Origin of the sequence: Polaribacter sp. ALD11 (genome assembly GCF_002831685.1) — a bacterium.
Lineage (GTDB): Bacteria > Bacteroidota > Bacteroidia > Flavobacteriales > Flavobacteriaceae > Polaribacter.
This window is the reverse complement of the sequence record NZ_CP025119.1, coordinates 3,088,765-3,107,164: the sequence shown is the minus strand read 5'-3', so window position 1 is coordinate 3,107,164 and position 18,400 is coordinate 3,088,765. Positions and strand designations below refer to the sequence as shown.

Sequence of the window (18,400 nt, the reverse complement as noted above, 5' to 3'; positions counted from 1 at the left end):
CAGAAAAGTTGTTATTCAAAAAAGACTGAGTATTAACTTTATAAAGCAGATTGAAATTCCTATATTTGCTCGCTATTTTCTAGAATGAAAAAAAGAATTTTATTTATCGTATTTATTAGCTTTTCCTCAATTGTATTAGGACAGGTGTATGAAATTGGACTTTCTTTAGGAGGCACAAACTATGTTGGTGATATTGGTAGAACAAATTACATCTACCCAAATCAGTTGGCAGGTAACGTGTTTTTTAAATATAATTACAACCCTAGAATTGCACTAAGAGGAACTTTTTCCTATTTACCAATAAGCGGAAACGATGCAAATGCCGATACTAATTTCAGGAAAAATAGGGGTTTAAATTTTTCTAATACAATAAATGAATTGGCTTTAGGAATGGAATATAATTTTTATGAATATGATATTTCATCAGAAGATAAAAACTGGACACCATACATATTAGTAGAACTTGCGGCACTTAATTACTCTTATGTGAAAGGTCAAAACCCTGCAGATGAGAATATTTTTGATAAAAAGACAGCATTTGCAATACCAATAGGTGTTGGTTTTAAATCTAAATTATCTGGTAGTTTTGCTTTTTCATTAGAAACAAAGTTTAGATATAGTTTTAAAGATGATTTAGATTTTACATCAGAAAAAAACACAAATTTAAATATTGAAGGAAATAGTAATGATTGGTATATGTTTACAGGAGTATCTTTAATTTACACCTTTGGCAGACCCGCTTGTTATACACAAGGATTATAAAAACATATGGATAAAAAACTACGTATCGATTTACAAAAAGTACCAAAACACGTTGCCATTATTATGGATGGTAATGGCCGTTGGGCAAAAGGTAAAGGGATGAATAGAATTTTTGGCCACAGAAATGCCCTAACTGCCGTAAGAGAATGTGTAAAAGCAGCTTCTCAAGTAAATGTAGAGGCTATTACTTTGTACGCTTTTTCTACAGAAAACTGGAACCGCCCTAAACTAGAAGTAGATGCTTTAATGAGCTTGTTAATTAATTCTTTAAAAAAAGAATTACCAGACTTCATGAAAAATGGCGTTAAAGTAAATGCAATTGGCTTAATTACTAGCCTTCCAAAAAAAGCCCAGAAGGTTTTAACCGATGTTATAACTCAAACAGAAAACAATACAGATATTGTTTTAACTTTTGCTTTAAGTTATGGTTCTAGAGAAGAAATTGTTAACACAATTAAAAATATATCTAAAAAAGTTGTTAATAAAGAACTTAATTTAGAAGAAATTAATGAAAATACTATAAATAACCATTTATATACGTTTAATTTGCCCGACGTTGATTTAATGATAAGAACTAGTGGAGAACAACGCATTAGTAATTTCTTATTATGGCAAATGGCATATGCCGAATTATATTTTACAGATATACTTTGGCCAGATTTTAGAGAAGAGCATTTTTACGATGCAATTATAGACTATCAGAATAGAGAACGAAGATTTGGAAAAACAAGCGAACAAATTACAGAATAAACTTTTTATGAAATTATTTTTTGCAGCAATAGTGTTTATAGCACTATTTTCTACTTACAGCACCAATGCACAAGTTAAAAATGATAGTTTATCTGTAATCAAGAAAGATACGATAGCTAATAAAAACATTTCTTTTGAAAAAGGGAAAGAATATATTTTAGGAGGTATTACCGTAACAGGACTCCAAAAATTTAGCGAAGAAACTGTAAGGGTTTTTACAGGTCTTAGGTACGGACAAACCATTAAACTTCCTGGAGATAAACTAACAAGTGCTATTAAAAAGCTATATGAAAGTGAGCAATTTAGCGATGTAGATGTTTATTTGGCAAGAATTGACGGAAATACAGTATATCTTCAGTTAGATGTGCAAGAACTTCCGCAATTAAATCAAATAAAAATTAATGGTATAAAAAAGTCTAAAGCGAAAGATCTTCTCAAAGAAACAGAGCTTAAACTAGGAAAAATGGTAACAGACAACTTGTTAGTTACTACCAAAAATTACTTCACAAAAAAATATACAGATAAAGGTTTCTTAAAAACAAAAGTTTCTTTAAATGTTCAAAAAGATACCTCAGACATTAATATAGTGAACATGTCTGTGTTTATTGATAAAGGAAAAAAAATTAAAATTAAAGACATTAATTTTACTGGTAACAAAGCACTTTCTGGAAAGAAACTTAGAAAGTCGATGAAAAACACCAAGGAAAAGTTTTTTGGTCGTTTCTGGAAATCATCTAAATATGTAGAAGAAGAATATCAAAAAGATTTAGAAAGTATTTTAGATAAATATAGCAGATTAGGTTATAGAGATGCACGTATTCTAAAAGAAGCTATTTCTTGGAATGATGATAATAACACTATAGATATTAATATAGATTTAGAAGAAGGCAAACAATATCGTTTTGCAGAAATATTATTTGTTGGTAACAAAGAATACACAGATGAGCAGTTACACCAAATTTTAAGAATTGACAAAGGAGATATTTATAATGGAGCTGTCTTAAAAGAACGTGTTAGTGGAGATGGAACTCCAACATCTTTTGATATTTCTTCAGAATACCAAAATAATGGTTATTTATTTTCTCAAGTAAATGCAGTAGAAACAAAAGTAGAGAATGATTCTATAACTGTAGAAGTTAGAATTAGAGAAGATGAGAAGGCACGTATTAAAAAAGTAACAGTTTCTGGAAACGACAAGACAAATGATCATGTGATTTTTAGAGAGTTACGTGTAAAACCAGGAGATTTATTTAGCAGAAGAGAGATTATTAGATCTATTAGAGAAATTGGTCAATTAGGGTTTTTCGATCAAAATGTAACCCCAGATGTTGTTCCAAATTACCAAGATAAAACTACAGACATTAATTTTAATGTTATAGAAAAAGGTGGTAGTCAGATAGAACTACAAGGGGGTTATGGTGGTGGATCTTTTATTGGTACTTTAGGTTTGTCTTTTAATAACTTCTCTATAAAAAATATCTTTAATAAAGAAGCATACAAACCATTACCAACAGGAGATGGACAAAAATTATCTTTAAGGTTACAATCTAGTAGAACTTATAATACTTATAGTTTTTCTTTTACAGAACCATGGTTTGGTGGTAAAAAACCAAAATCATTATCATTTTCTGTATATCAGTCAAACCAATATCAGTTAAACCCTCAAACATATGATGTTGATAGAAGTAGGAAATTAGGTATTACAGGTGCTTCTGTAGGTCTAGGACAACGTTTAAAATGGCCAGATGATTTTTTCCAACTATCACAAACTATTTCTTACCAAAGTTTTCAATTACAAAATTATGGTTTTAGAGTTGGAGATAATGTTTTAAATAATGGTACTCTTAATAATTTATCTTACAGTTTAAACATAAGTAGAAGCTCTGCAGGACCAAGTTTAATTTTCCCAACATATGGTTCGGAATTCTCATTTGGTGTAAAAGCAACATTGCCTTATTCTTTATTTAGTAATAAAGATTACTCAGAACCTACTAATTTAAATGCTGAAGAACAAAATGATTTTCTTGCAGATAAATACAAATGGCTAGAATATTACAAGTTAAATGCAAAAGGTAAATGGTACACTGCATTTACAGATAAATTGGTTTTAATGACCAATGCAGAAATGGGTTTCTTAGGTTTTTACAATGATAAATTAGGACAAACACCTTTCGAACGTTATTTTGTTGGTGGAGATGGTATTGCACAGTTTCAATTAGATGGTAGAGAAACAGTAGGTTTAAGAGGTTATGAGAACAATAGATTGTCTTCAATATCTGGAGGAACCATCTATAATAAATTTCAATTAGAACTTAGATATTCTATTACAGATTCTCCTTCTGCATCTATATATACATTAGGTTTCTTAGAAGCTGGTAATTCTTATGACAATTTTAGCACATTTAATCCGTTTAACGTAAAAAGATCAGCTGGTTTAGGTGTAAGAATATTTATGCCTGCTTTTGGATTATTAGGAATCGATTTTGCTCATGGTTTTGATCCATTACCAGGGCAAACAGAAAAATCTGGTTGGCAAACACATTTTATTATCGGAAGACAATTCTAAGAAAACTGTACATTTGTAATGTCAAAAGTTTTTTTGGCACGGTTTTTTCTAAATACTTAACAAATGAAAAAAATATTTTTATTTACAGTTCTTTTACTTACGGTTAGTATTTCTTGGTCTCAAAGAAGTCAAACAATTGCTTATATCGATATGGAATATATTCTAGAAAATGTTCCGGAATATTTAGAGGCTCAAAACACTTTAGATGAAAAAGTGGTAAAATGGAGACAGAATTTAGATAAAGAGGCAAGGTTTATAGAAGTATTAAAAACAGATTTAGCAAATGAAAAGGCAATTCTTACAAAAGATCTTATAGAAGAGAAAGAAGAAGAAATTTCTTTAAAGCAAGACGAACTAAGAAGATTAGAATCTTTATACTTTGGTCCTAAGGGAGATATGTTTTTACTAAGAAAACAATTAGTAAAACCAATTCAAGATCAAGTTTACAATGCAATACAAAGTATTTCTGCCAGAAAAAAATATGACTTTGTTTTTGATAAATCTAGTGAATTAGTGATGCTATATTCAAATAAAAAATACGATATTAGCGACCTTGTTTTAGGAACTATAGACAGAACAAGATTAGTAGATGAGAAAAATGCTCAAAGAAATGCTCCTAGAGAGCTAACTGATAAACAGAAACAAGCGGTCGTAAAAAGGGAAACTGCTGTAGCTAAAAATATATCAGACAGAGAAGTAAAGAAAAAAGCTGCAAACGAAAATAGACAAGCACTTTTAAAAAAGAGAAACGAGAAAAGAGATTTGCTTAGAAAAAAGAAAGAAGCACTGAAAAAGAAAAAAGAAAAACAAAAGAAAGAGCAAGAAAATCAAGACAATAATAATTAAATTAAAAACAAGAATGAAAAATTTTAAAACGTTACTATTAATTGCTGTATTTACTTTAGGAGTAGGTGGTTTTGCAAATGCACAAAAAATAGGTCATGTAGATTACCAGAGAGTAATTGATAATATGCCAGAAACGAGAGCACTAAGCACTACATTAGAAAAACTAGGTAAATCTTACCAAAGTGAAATTGAAGGATTAAAGAAAAAATTAGAAGCTAAGGTTCAGAAATATACTGCAGAACAAGCTACGCAAACTGAAACTACCAATAAACAAAGAGCTCAAGAAGTTCAAGTAGATAAAGCAAGATTTGACCAAGCACAACAAGCTGCTTATCAAGAAATGCAAAAAAGACAAGCTACAGATTTAGAGCCAATAGTAATGAAAGCTGAAAATGCAATTAAAGCTATTGCTGCAACAAAAGGTATCTTGTATGTATTTGATGCTAAATCTTTAATAGTAAAAGAAGGTGAAGATTTATATGATGCTGCTAAAGCTAAATTAGGTTTATTAAAGGACAATCCAAAGCCACAACAATAAGCGAGGTAGTTCTTACTTTTAATAAATAAATTATAGAAACCTACTTTTTTAAAAGTAGGTTTTTTATTTTTACAAGATATGGATTCTAATAATTTTTCGATTGGTTTTTTTGATTCTGGTGTTGGAGGCACTTCTATATGGAAAGAAGTAATTACACTTTTACCTAACGAGAATACCATCTACCTTTCAGACAGTATAAACGCACCCTACGGAGAAAAATCTGAAGAAGAAATTATTGCATTGTCTATAAAGAATACAGAGTTTTTACTAAAGAAAAACTGTAAACTAATTGTAGTTGCTTGTAATACCGCTACTACTAATGCAATCACTCTTTTAAGGAATAACTATGATATTCCTTTTATTGGTATAGAACCTGCTATAAGACCAGCAGCATTAACTACCAAAACCAATACAATAGGTATTCTAGCCACAAAAGGAACGCTTAATAGCCGTTTATTTGAAGAAACTTCAAGTACTATTAGAAAAGATATTCAGATAAAAGAAACTATTGGAAAAGGGCTCGTTGAATTGATTGAGGGTGGAAAGTTAAACTCAAAAGAAATGACATTCTTATTATCTTCCTATTTAAAACCTATGATTGCAAATAATATAGATTCTTTAGTATTAGGTTGCACCCATTACCCTTATTTAATTCCACAAATAAGAAAAATTGTTGGTTCTAAAATACAAATTATAGATTCTGGTGAAGCCGTTGCAAAACAAACAAAAGCAGTTTTATCAAAAAACAATTTGTTAAATATTGATAAAGAACATGAGGCAAAACATCAATTATATATTAATAAAAATAAAGCTGCCCTAAAGAATTTACTTATCAGTATAAAAGATAAAAATATAGAAATTTTAGAACGTAAATTTTAGAAACTTCCATAATTAGAATTTATATTAGGACAAGCTGCTGCCCTTTGCTCTCTAGTCCACAAGTTAAAACCTATAGAAATTTGATGAAAACCAGATTCTGCAAACAAAACCTCATTTAATTGCTTTGTGTGCGTATATGAGAACATAAAGTTTTTGTAATTCAGTCCAATAACTGGTGATACATAAGCAGAATTATCTATACTGTTACTATCAAAATTCCTTCGATAAGATAAAGCTGCCCAAATTTGGGTCTTAGAAAATGTTTTATAAGCTTTTAAATTAAAATCGGCTATTCTTTCTCCTGTTGCTTCTCTAAGTTGAACCATAACAGAAGGTTCTAATTGAACAACATTATCTTCTCCAAAATAATAACCAGCAGACAAAATATAATTTCTTAAATCTAAAGGTTCTTGAACATTTAAATTATTTTTTGCTGTTAGGAATAAATTCTTTACAGTGAAATATGAAGATAAGCCACCTCTATGGTATGCAACACTAAAATCTGCATTGTAATAACTTGTACTTTCTATAACCTGACTGATTACACCTGGCCTATCACCTGAAAAAGTTCTTTGATCTGATTGATTTTGAACAAAAGAAAATGCCAGACCAAAAGATAGTTGTTTAAATAATTTATTAGTACTCATTGGTAAGTGATATGTATATGCACCTTGCAAACCTTGTTGAGAATGAAAACCGTTCTTATCATTAAACAGCACCAAACCATAACCTGCGTTAGACTCTTCTCCAAACTTCGTATGAAAACTTATCGTTTGCAAAGCTGGTGCATTGGGTACACCAATCCATTGTTGTCTTGTGGTTAATCTTAACTTACTCGAATTACCAATTCCTGCTGCAGAAGGGTGCACTAAAAAAACATTGTCAGATAAATAATCTGTATATATTGGTAGAGTTTCTTGAGCTTGACTTTTTATTGAAAAAACAACAATACTTAAAAGACAAATTCTTAGGTAAATTAACTTCATTAAAGCTCGAATATTTTTAAAGGAATCAAATATATTATTTTTATTGTTAGAAATTCTTTTGTCGAGAAAGTTTTAACATACTTAAATAATAGAAAAACAAGCTTTTACTAATTAATACGGCAAAATAAAACTTAATGACATACATTATTATTAGAAATAATCTCTAAAACCGGTGCTGGTGAAACATAAGGAATGCCCAAGCCTAAACCTCTTAAAATAAACAACACTCCAATACATACTACTGCAATAGGAATTATTTTTTGTATTTTTTTTCTAAAGGTACCTTTTGTAAAGTTCCCTAAGTAGACAACGGCAGTCATTAAAGGAATAGTACCTAAGCCAAATAAAAACATATATAAACTTCCATAAAAAGAATTTGTTGTAGCTAATGCGCCAAAAACAGCCATATAAACAAGACCACAGGGTAGAAATCCGTTTAAAAAGCCAATGGTAAAAAAAGTGTCATTTCTCTTTTTCTTTAACTCCTTACCCAAGGCATTTTTTACTTTAGAAATAATGTGACTTATTTTGTTTGAAAAATTCACTTTCTTAAAAATCTTAGGAAATAAAACAAAAAGGATCATTAAAACGCCAACAATTATTGAAATTTGCTGCTGAAATCCGAAGAAGTAAAACCCTTTTCCTAAGAAACCAAACAGTAAACCGATTAAACTGTAGGTAAATAATCTACCTAAATGATAACTTAAAATTTGAAAAAGACCTTTTACTTTGTGCTCTCTGTCAATTGGCAACATAAATGCTATTGGACCACACATACCAACACAGTGGAAACTACCCAATAAACCAAATATAATTGCTGATAAAAACATTAATAGTCTATTTCTTTCTTAATTAAATACTCTTTATTATTATATTTGAAGGCTATATTAATGTTCCAACGACCATCCAATAAACGTTTCTCAGGCACGAGCAAATATGTATTAGAGATTGAAATAGGGATTTCAAAATCTAATTGTTTATTAGATGGTCTATATAGGAACACTTTTCCTTTAATCTCTTTTGGAGAAAAAGTTGTTGGAAATACTACTTTTAAACCTTTTTCTGTTCTTTGAATAGTTACTTTTTCTTTTAATTCTGAAGCATTTGTTTCTGCATTAATTTCATCTTGAAAACCTAATTCTTTTTGATAATATTTTTCTGTAACCAGATCAAAACGATAAGACTTATCTGTACTCATGGTGATAACTAAGTATAATATAAAGCTCATAAAAGCTACAATTGCAATAACAATTCCTGTTCCCCAATTAAATTTCATAATTTTTATTTTTTGTCTGATCGAGCGCAGTTGATACCTCCTTTTATTTGTACCTAAAAGACTTTTGAAGCCTTGTAGAGTAACTTACTCCCTGAGTACCATCAACTGAAAACTACCTACTTCTTTTACTTATAACTTCTGGGTCCTAAAAAACTAGTTATTGTTGTTTCAATTAATTTACCATTACTATAAACCCCAATTTCTAATTTGTCTTTATCTCCTTTTAAAGCAGCTTCATTTATTTCAATAAATAAAGTACCTTCTGCTAAACCTTGTTTCGGTATCATAAAATGATGATTAGAAACTAGTTTTATTTCCCCTTTATGAGACAATAACTTATAACTAACATCATTAATATCTTCAGTGGTCTTATTTATTACTTTAAAAGTATATACATTACTAATAATGTTATTTTCTTTATGCTGATATAATTGCCCTGGTAACCTTAAAATATTAGCTTCAACATCATTTCTTAAAAACAACATTCCTATTAAAATTCCTGTTAAAATAAATAAAACTGCAGAATACCCTTTTATTCTTGCCGTAAATTCGAAAGGTTTCTTCTTAGCAATATTATCTTCACTTGCATATCTAATTAATCCTTTTGGATAGCCAACACTTTCCATTATATGATCACATTCATCTATACATGCTGTGCAATTTACACATTCTAGCTGCGTACCGTTTCTAATATCTATACCTGTTGGACAAACAACTACACATTGTTTACAATCTATACAATCTCCTTTTCCAACAGCAGCTCTATCTTCATTTTTCTTAAATTTAGATCTTCCCTCTTCTCTTTCACCACGCTTATAATCATAAGCAACATTTATGGTTTTGTTATCTAATAATACACCTTGTAAACGACCATAAGGACAAGCAATAATGCAGACTTGTTCTCTAAACCAAGCAAATATAAAATAGAAAACACAAGTGAAAATTGTTAATGAAATTAGAGTACTTATGTTATCGAAAGGATTACCAGTAATGTAACTTATTAGTGTGTCTCCACCAATTAAATAAGCTAAAAACACATTTGCTATTATAAAAGAAATCACAAAAAAGAGAAACCACTTTAAGAGTCTTTTTCGAATTTTTTCTGCATTCCAAGGTTGTTTTTCTAGACGAATTTGTTTTCCTCGATCACCATCTATTAAATATTCTATCTTTCTAAAGACCATTTCTAGAAAAATTGTTTGCGGACAAATCCATCCGCAAAAAATACGCCCAAAAACGACTGTAAAAAGAATGATAAAAACAACACCAACAATCATAGAAACCACCAGTAAATGAAAATCTTGTGGCCAAAAAGGAAATCCGAAAATATTAAATTTACGTTCAAAAACATTAAACAGTAAAAACTGATTTCCATTAATTTTAATAAATGGAGCTGATAATAGAAAAGCTAATAAAATATAACTTACATACGTTCTATATTTATAAAATATTCCGCTTGGCTTTTTAGGATAGACCCAAGAACGCTTGCCCTCTGTATCTACAGTTGCAATACTATCTCTAAATTGTTCGCTCTTGGGTGTTTCCATATTAGTAACTATTAAAAACTAATTTATTAATCTTTTTCAATAACTTATTCTTCCCACTTTTCTCCTTGCGCAGCTTTCCCTTGCGCTGGCGTAGTTCCCTGTAATGAAACTACATAACTAGAAACTTTTGCAATATCTTCTGTCTTTAAAGTTTTATTCCAAGCAATCATACCTTTTCCATCTCTACCTCCATTAGATATCGTTGAAAAAACATTTTTAATTCCTCCTCCTAAAATCCAGAACTCATCTGTTAAATTAGGTCCAATAGAACCTCCACCATCACCTAAATGACAAGATGCACAGTTTAAATTAAATATTGCTTTACCTCTACTTAAATCTTTAGCATCAGTTAACAACGTTACATTATCTGCTGTAATTAAATCTGTTGCTGTAGCTTTATATTTGTTTAATTCTGCTTTTGCTTCTGCAACTGCTTTGTCATACTCTACTATTTGGCTATCGCCATCTAGAACCTCAAACCTTACCAAATACACAACCGCAAAAACAATAGATGCGTAAAACATATATACCCACCAAGGTGGAAGCGAATTGTCTAATTCTCTAATTCCGTCATAATTATGATCTAGAATTATTTCTTGTTCATCTTCAATTCGTTTTGCTTTTGTCCAAGATTTTAAAAGTTTTGGAAGCCAAGCATTACTAGGTTCTGGAATAATACCATCTTTTTCATTTTGTAATGTTGTGGCTCTTTTAATTGCTAATGTACTTACCAATTCCTTTAAAACAACAACCAAAATAAAACCTATTAAAGCTAGCCAAACTAACGGATTTTCATAAACACTAAATGGGTTTTCGTACACCATAAACGCTTTTGCAAGTGCTATAAACGTAACAATTACAAAGATTACATATACTGTAGATTGAAAAGATTTTTTCATTTTTAATACTTTTTAGTGGTCTAATGGCATTTGACTAACCTTGTTTATATATTCTTTCTTTGCTGTAAATACCCACCAAAATAAGGCTACAAAAAAAGTGAAGAATATGAGTAATGATATCAATGGATAAATTTCTATTCCTATGATACTTTCCATATAATTTTTTACAAATCTTAACATGGTTTCTAGTTTTTAGCGGTTTTTTGTTCGTCTTTTACTTTTATATCTGTACCTAGACGTTGTATGTATGCTATCACTGCTACAATCTCTCTGTTTTTCATTTCTATAAAAGGCTCTCCATTTTCTTGGGCATACTTTTTATCTGCTTCGTAACTTTTTGCAAAATCTGGATCTGCATATAAGTTTTCTTCAATTTTAGTTCCCTGAGCTAACATGTGTTGTTGCGCATTTGTAATTTCTTCTTCAGAATAAGGAACACCTAAAGTAACCATAGCTTCCATTTTAGTCTCTGTATTCGATTTATCCAGCTTATCTGTAATTAACCATTTGTAAGAAGGCATAATAGAACCTGGTGAAGTACTTTGTGGATCGTACATGTGATTTAAGTGCCAGCTATCATTATATTTCTGACCAATTCTATGTAAATCTGGTCCTGTACGTTTACTTCCCCATAAAAACGGATGATCGTAGACAAATTCTCCTGCCTTAGAATATTCACCATAACGTTCTACTTCACTTCTAAAAGGTCTTACCATTTGAGAGTGACAACCTACACAACCTTCTCTAATGTAAATATCTCTTCCTTCTAATTCTAAAGGCGTATAGGGTTTTACACTACTAATTGTTGGTATGTTAGATTTTACTAATAAGGTTGGTACAATCTGAATTACACCTCCTATTAAAATTGCAATGGTTGCAAAAATTGTTAATTTAATTGGTTTTCTTTCTAACCAAGTATGCCAACCTTCTCCTTTGGTTCTGTATTTAGAAACCTTTGTTAAAGCTGCTGCTTCTGCTAGTTCATCTGTAACACCAACGCCAGATCTAACCGTTCTAACAACGTTGTACAACATTACAAATGCACCAATAATAAACATACTTCCTCCAATGGCACGCATCCAATACATTGGTATAATTTCATTTACGGTTTCTAAGAAGTTACCGTATGTTAAGGTACCATCTGGGTTAAATTGTTTCCACATAGAAGCTTGTACAAAACCTGCAACATACATTGGTAATGTGTACATAATAATACCTAGCGTACCAATCCAGAAGTGAAAATTTGCTAAGGCTACAGAGTATAATTTTGTTTTAAACATTCTTGGTATTAACCAATACAACATTCCAAAAGTAAAGAAACCATTCCAAGCCAATGCACCTACATGCACGTGCGCAATAATCCAATCACTAAAATGCGCAATTGCATTTACGTTTTTAAGAGATAACATTGGTCCTTCAAAAGTTGCCATACCATAACCTGTAATTGCAACAACCATAAATTTTAAAACAGGATCTGTTCTAACTTTATCCCAAGCTCCTCTTAAAGTTAACAGTCCATTAATCATTCCACCCCAAGAAGGTGCCAACAACATGATAGAAAAAGCAACTCCTAAATTCTGAGCCCATTCTGGTAAAGATGTGTATAATAAATGGTGCGGTCCTGCCCAGATATAAATAAATATTAAAGACCAAAAGTGAACAATAGATAATCTATAAGAATATACAGGTCTATTTGCTGCTTTAGGAACAAAATAATACATTAATCCTAAAAACGGAGTCGTTAAGAAAAATGCCACAGCATTATGACCATACCACCATTGTACCAAAGCATCTTGTACACCTGCATACACAGAATAAGATTTTAAGAAACCAACTGGTAAAGCTAAACTGTTAAAAATATGAAGTACCGCAACGGTAACAAATGTTGCTAAATAGAACCAAATTGCAACATATAAATGGCGTTGTCTTCTTTGAAGAATTGTCCAAATCATATTTGCTCCAAAAGCAACCCAAACCAAAGCAATGGCAATGTCTATTGGCCACTCTAATTCTGCATATTCTTTAGAACTAGAATACCCTAAAGGAAGCGTTATCGCTGCTGCAACAATAATTGCTTGCCAACCCCAAAAGTTAAAATTACTTAAGAAGTTACTTGCCATTCTTGCTTTTAGCAATCGTTGAAGCGAATAATAAACTCCAGCAAAAATAGCATTTCCTACAAAAGCAAAAATTACAGCATTGGTATGTAAAGGTCTTAAACGACCAAAACTTAACCACGAAATTCCGTCTGTAATATTTGGGAATAAAAACATAAGTGCTAGCAATAAACCTACCGAGAAACCTACAATTCCCCAAAGTAGTGTTGCGTAGATGAATTTTTTTACGATCTTATTATCGTAATAAAATTGTTGCATTTCCATAATATAAAATTTAGTCTAAAGTTGATTTTTCTTGTTTCTCGGTAATTAGTTCATCATCAAAGAGCATGCGAACAGATGGCGTATATGAATCGTCATACTGCCCTCTTTTAACTGAATAAATAAATGCTATAAAAAATATTAGTGCCACTAAGATACTTAGTGTTAATAGTAAATATATTACGCTCATATCTTGCCTGATAATTGATTGTTCAAAATTAATAATGTTCGTTTTATTAAAACATGACATTTGTCATATTTCATAAAAATTTGTTAAAAAATCTCTATTTTTTTTATTAAAAAGAAAGCCTTAAATAGTCATAGAGAATAATTGTGTCTTTGGCTTATTTTCTAATAAGTGAACGTCAAAAGCCATACAAATATTACGAACATAAGGTCTTGCTTTTTCTGGTACTAATAGTGATTTCACTTCTTTATCAATTACAACCAAACCATCTTGTTCCATTTCCTTTAATAAACTTAAATGCGACTCTATATTTTTAATTTGCATTGATTTTTCTTCCCACGAAGTGGAAAAATGACACATAATATTTAAAATATGCTTTCTAATAATTCTATCTTCTTCAGACAAAAGGTGCCCTCTAAAAATCGGAATTTCACCTTCATTTACTATTTTCTGATACTCTTTTACCGTCTTTACATTCTGTGCAAATGCATACCAAGAATCTGAAATTGCAGACATTCCTAAACCAATCATTAATTGTGTTTTATTGGCGGTATACCCCATAAAATTTCTATGTAATGTTTTGTTGATGGTTGCCGTATACAAACTATCTGTTTTTAACGCAAAATGATCCATTCCTATTTCTACATATCCCAATTCTGCAAAAAGTTCTTTACCTATTTCATAGAGTTCTCTTTTCTCATCATTTTTTGGTAAATCATCGTCATTAAAACCTCTTTGGCCTACTCCTTTTACCCAAGGTACGTGTGCGTAACTGTAAAATGAAATTCTGTCTGGTTGTAATTCTTTCGTTTTATTAATGGTATGAATTACATTTTCTTTGGTTTGAAATGGCAACCCGAAAATTAAATCGTGACTTACAGAGGTATACCCAATTTCTCGAGACCATTTTGTAACTTGTTCAACTTCTGAAAAAGGCTGAATTCTATGGATTGCCTTTTGTACTTTTTCATTGTAATCTTGCACACCAAAACTAACTCTTGTAAAACCTTCATTAAATAATGTTTGCAATTGTTCTTTGGTAGTATTACTAGGGTGTCCTTCGAAACTAAATTCATATTTTGAATGTTTTTTGGCAATTTCAAAAATACCATCCATTAAATATTTAAGGTTTTCTTTTGAGAAAAAAGTTGGTGTTCCACCACCTAAATGTAATTCTTTAACAACCGGAGTTTCATCTACAAAGGCAACATATAGTTTCCATTCTTTTAAAACCGTTTCTATATATTCCTCTTCTACTTCATGACGTTTTGTAATGTGTTTATGGCATGCACAAAACGTACACAAACTCTCGCAAAAAGGCAAATGAATATAAATGCTAATTCCTTCGGATGTGTTGCTTTCTTTAAAAGACATTTGAAAAGATGCAATCCAATCTTGCTTGTCAATTCCTTCTTTATTCCAATAAGGTACTGTTGGGTAGCTAGTGTATCTTGGTCCTGGAATGTTGTATTTTTGAATGAGAGAATTTTTCATAATTTATATTATTTATTAATTCAAAAAAAGATTAAGATTTTTTTCATCAGATAGAAACATAGGCTATGCAAACGATGCTTCTATATGGTTGATTTCTTTTACTCCTTTTACCTGTTCGAGCATTACTATTTAATTTTCTTGCCCAATAAATTAGTAGAAATTGTTGTAAAAACAACAATACTTATAGAACTTAAAGGCATTAAAATAGCTGCCATTACTGGAACTAACTGCCCTGTTACAGCAAAATACAACCCTACTACATTGTAGCAGAAAGAAAGTATAAAACTGTATTTAATAATTTGAATTGCTTTTTTTGAAGCCTTTAAATACGTTCCTATTTTATTAAATTTTGAGGCATCTAAAATTCCGTCACAAGCAGGAGAAAACACATTTATGTTTTCTGACAATGCAATACCAACATCACTTTGTGCCAATGCACCAGCATCATTTAAACCATCTCCAATCATGGCTACTTTTTTATGTTCTTTTTGAAGCTTTGCAACTACGTCTAATTTATCTTCGGGTTTTTGATTGAATAACAAATTTGTTCCTTCGGGTAAATTTTCTTGTAGATATGCTCTTTCACCTTCATTATCTCCGGAAACAACCGCTAAATTATACTCTTCTTTTAAAGCCGTAAATAAAGATTTAACTCCTTCTCTATAAGAATTCTTAAAAGTAAACTTCCCTTTATAATCATCATTAAAACTGATGTAAACAGCAGTATCTAAAGTTACTTTTTCTTCATTATTTTTCACAAAAGCAGCTGAACCTAGTTTTAAACTTGTGCCTTTAAAAGTTACTTGAATTCCCTTACCAACAATTTCTTTATAATCTTCAATAGTTAAGATTTCAACATCATTAAAAGTGCTATATAATGTTCTACTTAAAGGATGATTAGAGGCTCTTAATGAACTTTTTAAAATGCTTTTTTCTCTTTCATTTAATTCTATTCCTTCATAGGAAATAGTGTTTTCTTTATGTGTAGTTAACGTTCCTGTTTTATCAAAAATAATAGTATCTATGGCTGCTAATTGCTCTACAACTGTTGCATTTTTTAGATAAAATTTCTCTTTGCCAAAAATACGTAACATGTTCCCTAAAGTAAATGGTGCAGCCAATGCAATTGCACAAGGGCAAGCAATAATTAAGACAGCTGTAAAAACATTTAATGCTTTACTTGCATCAAAAAACAACCAAAAAGCTGTAGATACAAAAGCGATACATAAAACAACAATTGTAAAGTTTTTACTAATGTTGTCTGTAATGGTTTTGAAGTTCGATTTATTATCTTTCTGAAACACGTCATTGCTCCATAATTGTGTTAAATAACTTTGAGAAACAGACGCTAAAACTTCCATTTCTAAGATTCCAGAAAGTTGTTTTCCTCCAGCAAAAAGTTTGTCTCCAGATTTTTTAACAACTGGTTCTGCTTCACCGGTTACAAAACTATAATCTATTTCTGCGTTTCCGTTAATTAAAATTCCGTCTACAGGAATTAATTCTTGATTTCGAATTAATAACCGATCTCCTTTTTCAATATCATAAATAGGAACATTTTCTTCTTTATTATCTTTTGAAATTCGTGTAACCGCAATTGGAAAATAAGATTTATAATCGCGTTCAAAAGACAAAAAGTTATAAGTTTTTTGTTGAAAAAACTTCCCTAACAGCAGAAAGAAAACCAAACCAGTTAAGCTATCGAAAAAACCAGTACCTAAATCGAAAATAATTTCTACAGAACTTCTAATAAATAACACAAAAATTCCTAGAGCAATAGGAACATCAATATTTAAAATTTTAGAACGTAACCCTTTATAAGCTGAAATAAAATAACCACTGCCAGCATAAAAAACAACAGGTAGTGAGAAAAAAAACATTAACCATCGAAAGATATTTTTATACTCTTCGATCCAATAACCATCTACTTCAAAATATTCTGGAAACGAAAGAAACATAACGTTACCAAAAGCAAAACCTGCAATACCTAATTTGTAAGTTAAACTTCTGTCTATCGCTTTTTTTCCTGCTTCATAATCTTCTAAACTTATGTAAGGTTCATAACCGATAGCACTTAACAGTAATACAATTTCCTTTAGAGAGGTTTCTTCAGAGTTGTAAGTAACTCTTACTTTTTTCTTCGGAAAATCTACTTGAGAAGTACTTACTTTAGAATTTAGTTTGTGCAAGTTTTCTAACACCCAAATACAAGAACTACAATGTATATGCGGAATGTATAACGTTGCTATTTGGGTATTTCCGTCAGAAAAATCTAATAACTTTTCTGCAATTTCTTTATTGTCCAAGAAATCGTATTTTCCTTGAATTTCAGTTGGAATTGCTCCTGGATTGTCTTGAAAATTGTAATAGCAAGTCAAATCATTCTCTGAAAAAATCTCATAAACAGTCTTACAACCGTTACAACAGAAATTTTTTTCATCAAAATTAATTAAACTATCCTCACAAGAATCGCCACAGTGATAACATTGTGTAGATTTCATATTCACTCTTTTGCCTTTTGCAAATTTCCAATAAGAGTTTGCTTTAAAACATGATATTTGTCAGCTTTTCAATATCTTTGAATAAATAAATTTTTCTTGACATGGGTAAATGTGAACAATGTATTGTTCGTAAATTTAATTCTCTAAAACATCTTTCTAAAGAAGAGTTGTTAAGAATGTCTGCTTGTAAAACTTCTAAAACTATAAAAAAAGGAGAAGTTCTTTTTGAAGAAGGAGAACATTTAAATGGGGTTTTTTGTATAAAAGATGGTGTTTGTAAAGTTTCTAAAATGAGTGAAAATGGAAGAAACCAAATTATTAGTCTTGTACAAAAAGGGAATTTAATAGGCGAAAGAAGTTTAGTTTCTGATGAAGTTTCAAACTTAAAAGCTGTTGCCTTAAATGATATGGAGATTTGTTTTATTCCTAGAGAAGAAATTATTAGAGATTTAGAAAAAAATAATGCTTTTACAATGAGTGTTTTAAAGGATATGGCAAATTCTTTAAAAAGCGCTGATAATCTTATTGTAGATATGGCTCAAAAAACCGTAAAACAGCGTTTGGCAGAAACGCTATTGCATTTACACACTAAATTTAATACAGATAGCGAAGGTAATATAGATCTTCATCTTTCTAGAGAAGATATTGCTAATATTATTGGTACCGCTACAGAATCTGCAATTCGTTTATTATCTGAATTTAAAAAGAATAAAATTATTGAATTTAAAGGCAAGGAAATTAAAATTTTAGATATAGCAGCTTTAGAAAAAATTATTCACGGTTTTTAATAT

The 18,400-nt window shown here is 30.4% G+C and carries 17 protein-coding genes; 7 read left to right on the top strand and 10 right to left on the bottom strand.

Annotated elements, in window-relative coordinates:
- Positions 1-84 precede the first annotated feature (84 nt).
- The 6 genes from CW731_RS13525 (at position 85) to murI (ending at position 6,341) form a co-directional block, all read left to right on the top strand.
- The gene (locus tag CW731_RS13525) at positions 85-762 is read left to right on the top strand and encodes a DUF6089 family protein (protein ID WP_100947220.1); all 678 of its coding nucleotides are present in this window, start codon (positions 85-87) and stop codon (positions 760-762) included.
- 6 nt (positions 763-768) lie between these two features.
- Entirely contained in the window at positions 769-1,512 is a 744-nt protein-coding gene (locus CW731_RS13520) for an isoprenyl transferase (RefSeq protein ID WP_100947219.1), read from the top strand.
- Between the two features lie 7 nt (positions 1,513-1,519).
- Positions 1,520-4,078, top strand: coding sequence for an outer membrane protein assembly factor BamA (gene bamA, locus CW731_RS13515; RefSeq protein ID WP_100947719.1), 2,559 nt, complete (start codon positions 1,520-1,522; stop codon positions 4,076-4,078).
- A gap of 63 nt (positions 4,079-4,141) precedes the next feature.
- On the top strand, positions 4,142-4,924 hold the full coding sequence (locus tag CW731_RS13510; protein ID WP_100947218.1) for an OmpH family outer membrane protein: 783 nt from the start codon (positions 4,142-4,144) through the stop codon (positions 4,922-4,924).
- A 13-nt stretch (positions 4,925-4,937) separates the two neighbouring features.
- The gene (locus CW731_RS13505) at positions 4,938-5,462 is read left to right on the top strand and encodes an OmpH family outer membrane protein (protein ID WP_100947217.1); all 525 of its coding nucleotides are present in this window, start codon (positions 4,938-4,940) and stop codon (positions 5,460-5,462) included.
- A 78-nt stretch (positions 5,463-5,540) separates the two neighbouring features.
- Positions 5,541-6,341, top strand: coding sequence for a glutamate racemase (gene murI / locus CW731_RS13500; protein ID WP_100947216.1), 801 nt, complete (start codon positions 5,541-5,543; stop codon positions 6,339-6,341).
- Here murI and CW731_RS13495 read toward each other — a convergent pair.
- From CW731_RS13495 to CW731_RS13450, 10 genes are all read right to left on the bottom strand, one after another.
- Positions 6,338-7,327: a type IX secretion system membrane protein PorP/SprF gene (locus CW731_RS13495; protein ID WP_100947215.1), complete on the bottom strand. Its 990-nt coding sequence runs from the start codon at positions 7,325-7,327 to the stop codon at positions 6,338-6,340. The two genes, murI and CW731_RS13495, sit on opposite strands and share 4 nt — an antisense overlap.
- A gap of 131 nt (positions 7,328-7,458) precedes the next feature.
- On the bottom strand, positions 7,459-8,157 hold the full coding sequence (locus tag CW731_RS13490; protein ID WP_100947214.1) for a sulfite exporter TauE/SafE family protein: 699 nt from the start codon (positions 8,155-8,157) through the stop codon (positions 7,459-7,461).
- The gene (locus CW731_RS13485; protein WP_100947213.1) at positions 8,157-8,603 is read right to left on the bottom strand and encodes a FixH family protein; all 447 of its coding nucleotides are present in this window, start codon (positions 8,601-8,603) and stop codon (positions 8,157-8,159) included. Before CW731_RS13485 ends, CW731_RS13490 begins: the two co-directional genes overlap by 1 nt.
- 125 nt (positions 8,604-8,728) lie before the next feature.
- Positions 8,729-10,150, bottom strand: a complete 1,422-nt coding sequence (ccoG, locus tag CW731_RS13480; RefSeq protein ID WP_100947212.1) for a cytochrome c oxidase accessory protein CcoG — start codon at positions 10,148-10,150, stop codon at positions 8,729-8,731.
- Between the two features lie 44 nt (positions 10,151-10,194).
- Entirely contained in the window at positions 10,195-11,049 is an 855-nt protein-coding gene (locus CW731_RS13475; protein WP_100947211.1) for a cbb3-type cytochrome c oxidase N-terminal domain-containing protein, read from the bottom strand.
- 12 nt (positions 11,050-11,061) lie between these two features.
- Entirely contained in the window at positions 11,062-11,229 is a 168-nt protein-coding gene (locus CW731_RS15855) for a CcoQ/FixQ family Cbb3-type cytochrome c oxidase assembly chaperone (protein WP_100947210.1), read from the bottom strand.
- A gap of 5 nt (positions 11,230-11,234) precedes the next feature.
- Entirely contained in the window at positions 11,235-13,430 is a 2,196-nt protein-coding gene (gene ccoN, locus CW731_RS13465) for a cytochrome-c oxidase, cbb3-type subunit I (RefSeq protein ID WP_100947209.1), read from the bottom strand.
- 10 nt (positions 13,431-13,440) lie between these two features.
- Positions 13,441-13,617, bottom strand: coding sequence for a cbb3-type cytochrome oxidase assembly protein CcoS (ccoS, locus tag CW731_RS13460; RefSeq protein ID WP_100947718.1), 177 nt, complete (start codon positions 13,615-13,617; stop codon positions 13,441-13,443).
- A gap of 120 nt (positions 13,618-13,737) precedes the next feature.
- A complete protein-coding gene (gene hemN, locus CW731_RS13455; protein WP_100947208.1) occupies positions 13,738-15,108 on the bottom strand; it encodes an oxygen-independent coproporphyrinogen III oxidase in 1,371 nt (456 codons plus the stop codon).
- A gap of 125 nt (positions 15,109-15,233) precedes the next feature.
- Positions 15,234-17,609, bottom strand: a complete 2,376-nt coding sequence (locus CW731_RS13450; RefSeq protein ID WP_100947207.1) for a heavy metal translocating P-type ATPase metal-binding domain-containing protein — start codon at positions 17,607-17,609, stop codon at positions 15,234-15,236.
- 101 nt (positions 17,610-17,710) lie between these two features.
- Between CW731_RS13450 and CW731_RS13445 the strand changes: the two genes are divergently transcribed.
- Complete coding sequence (locus CW731_RS13445) at positions 17,711-18,397, top strand: Crp/Fnr family transcriptional regulator (protein ID WP_100947206.1); 687 nt, start codon at positions 17,711-17,713, stop codon at positions 18,395-18,397.
- The last annotated feature ends 3 nt before the right edge of the window (positions 18,398-18,400 follow it).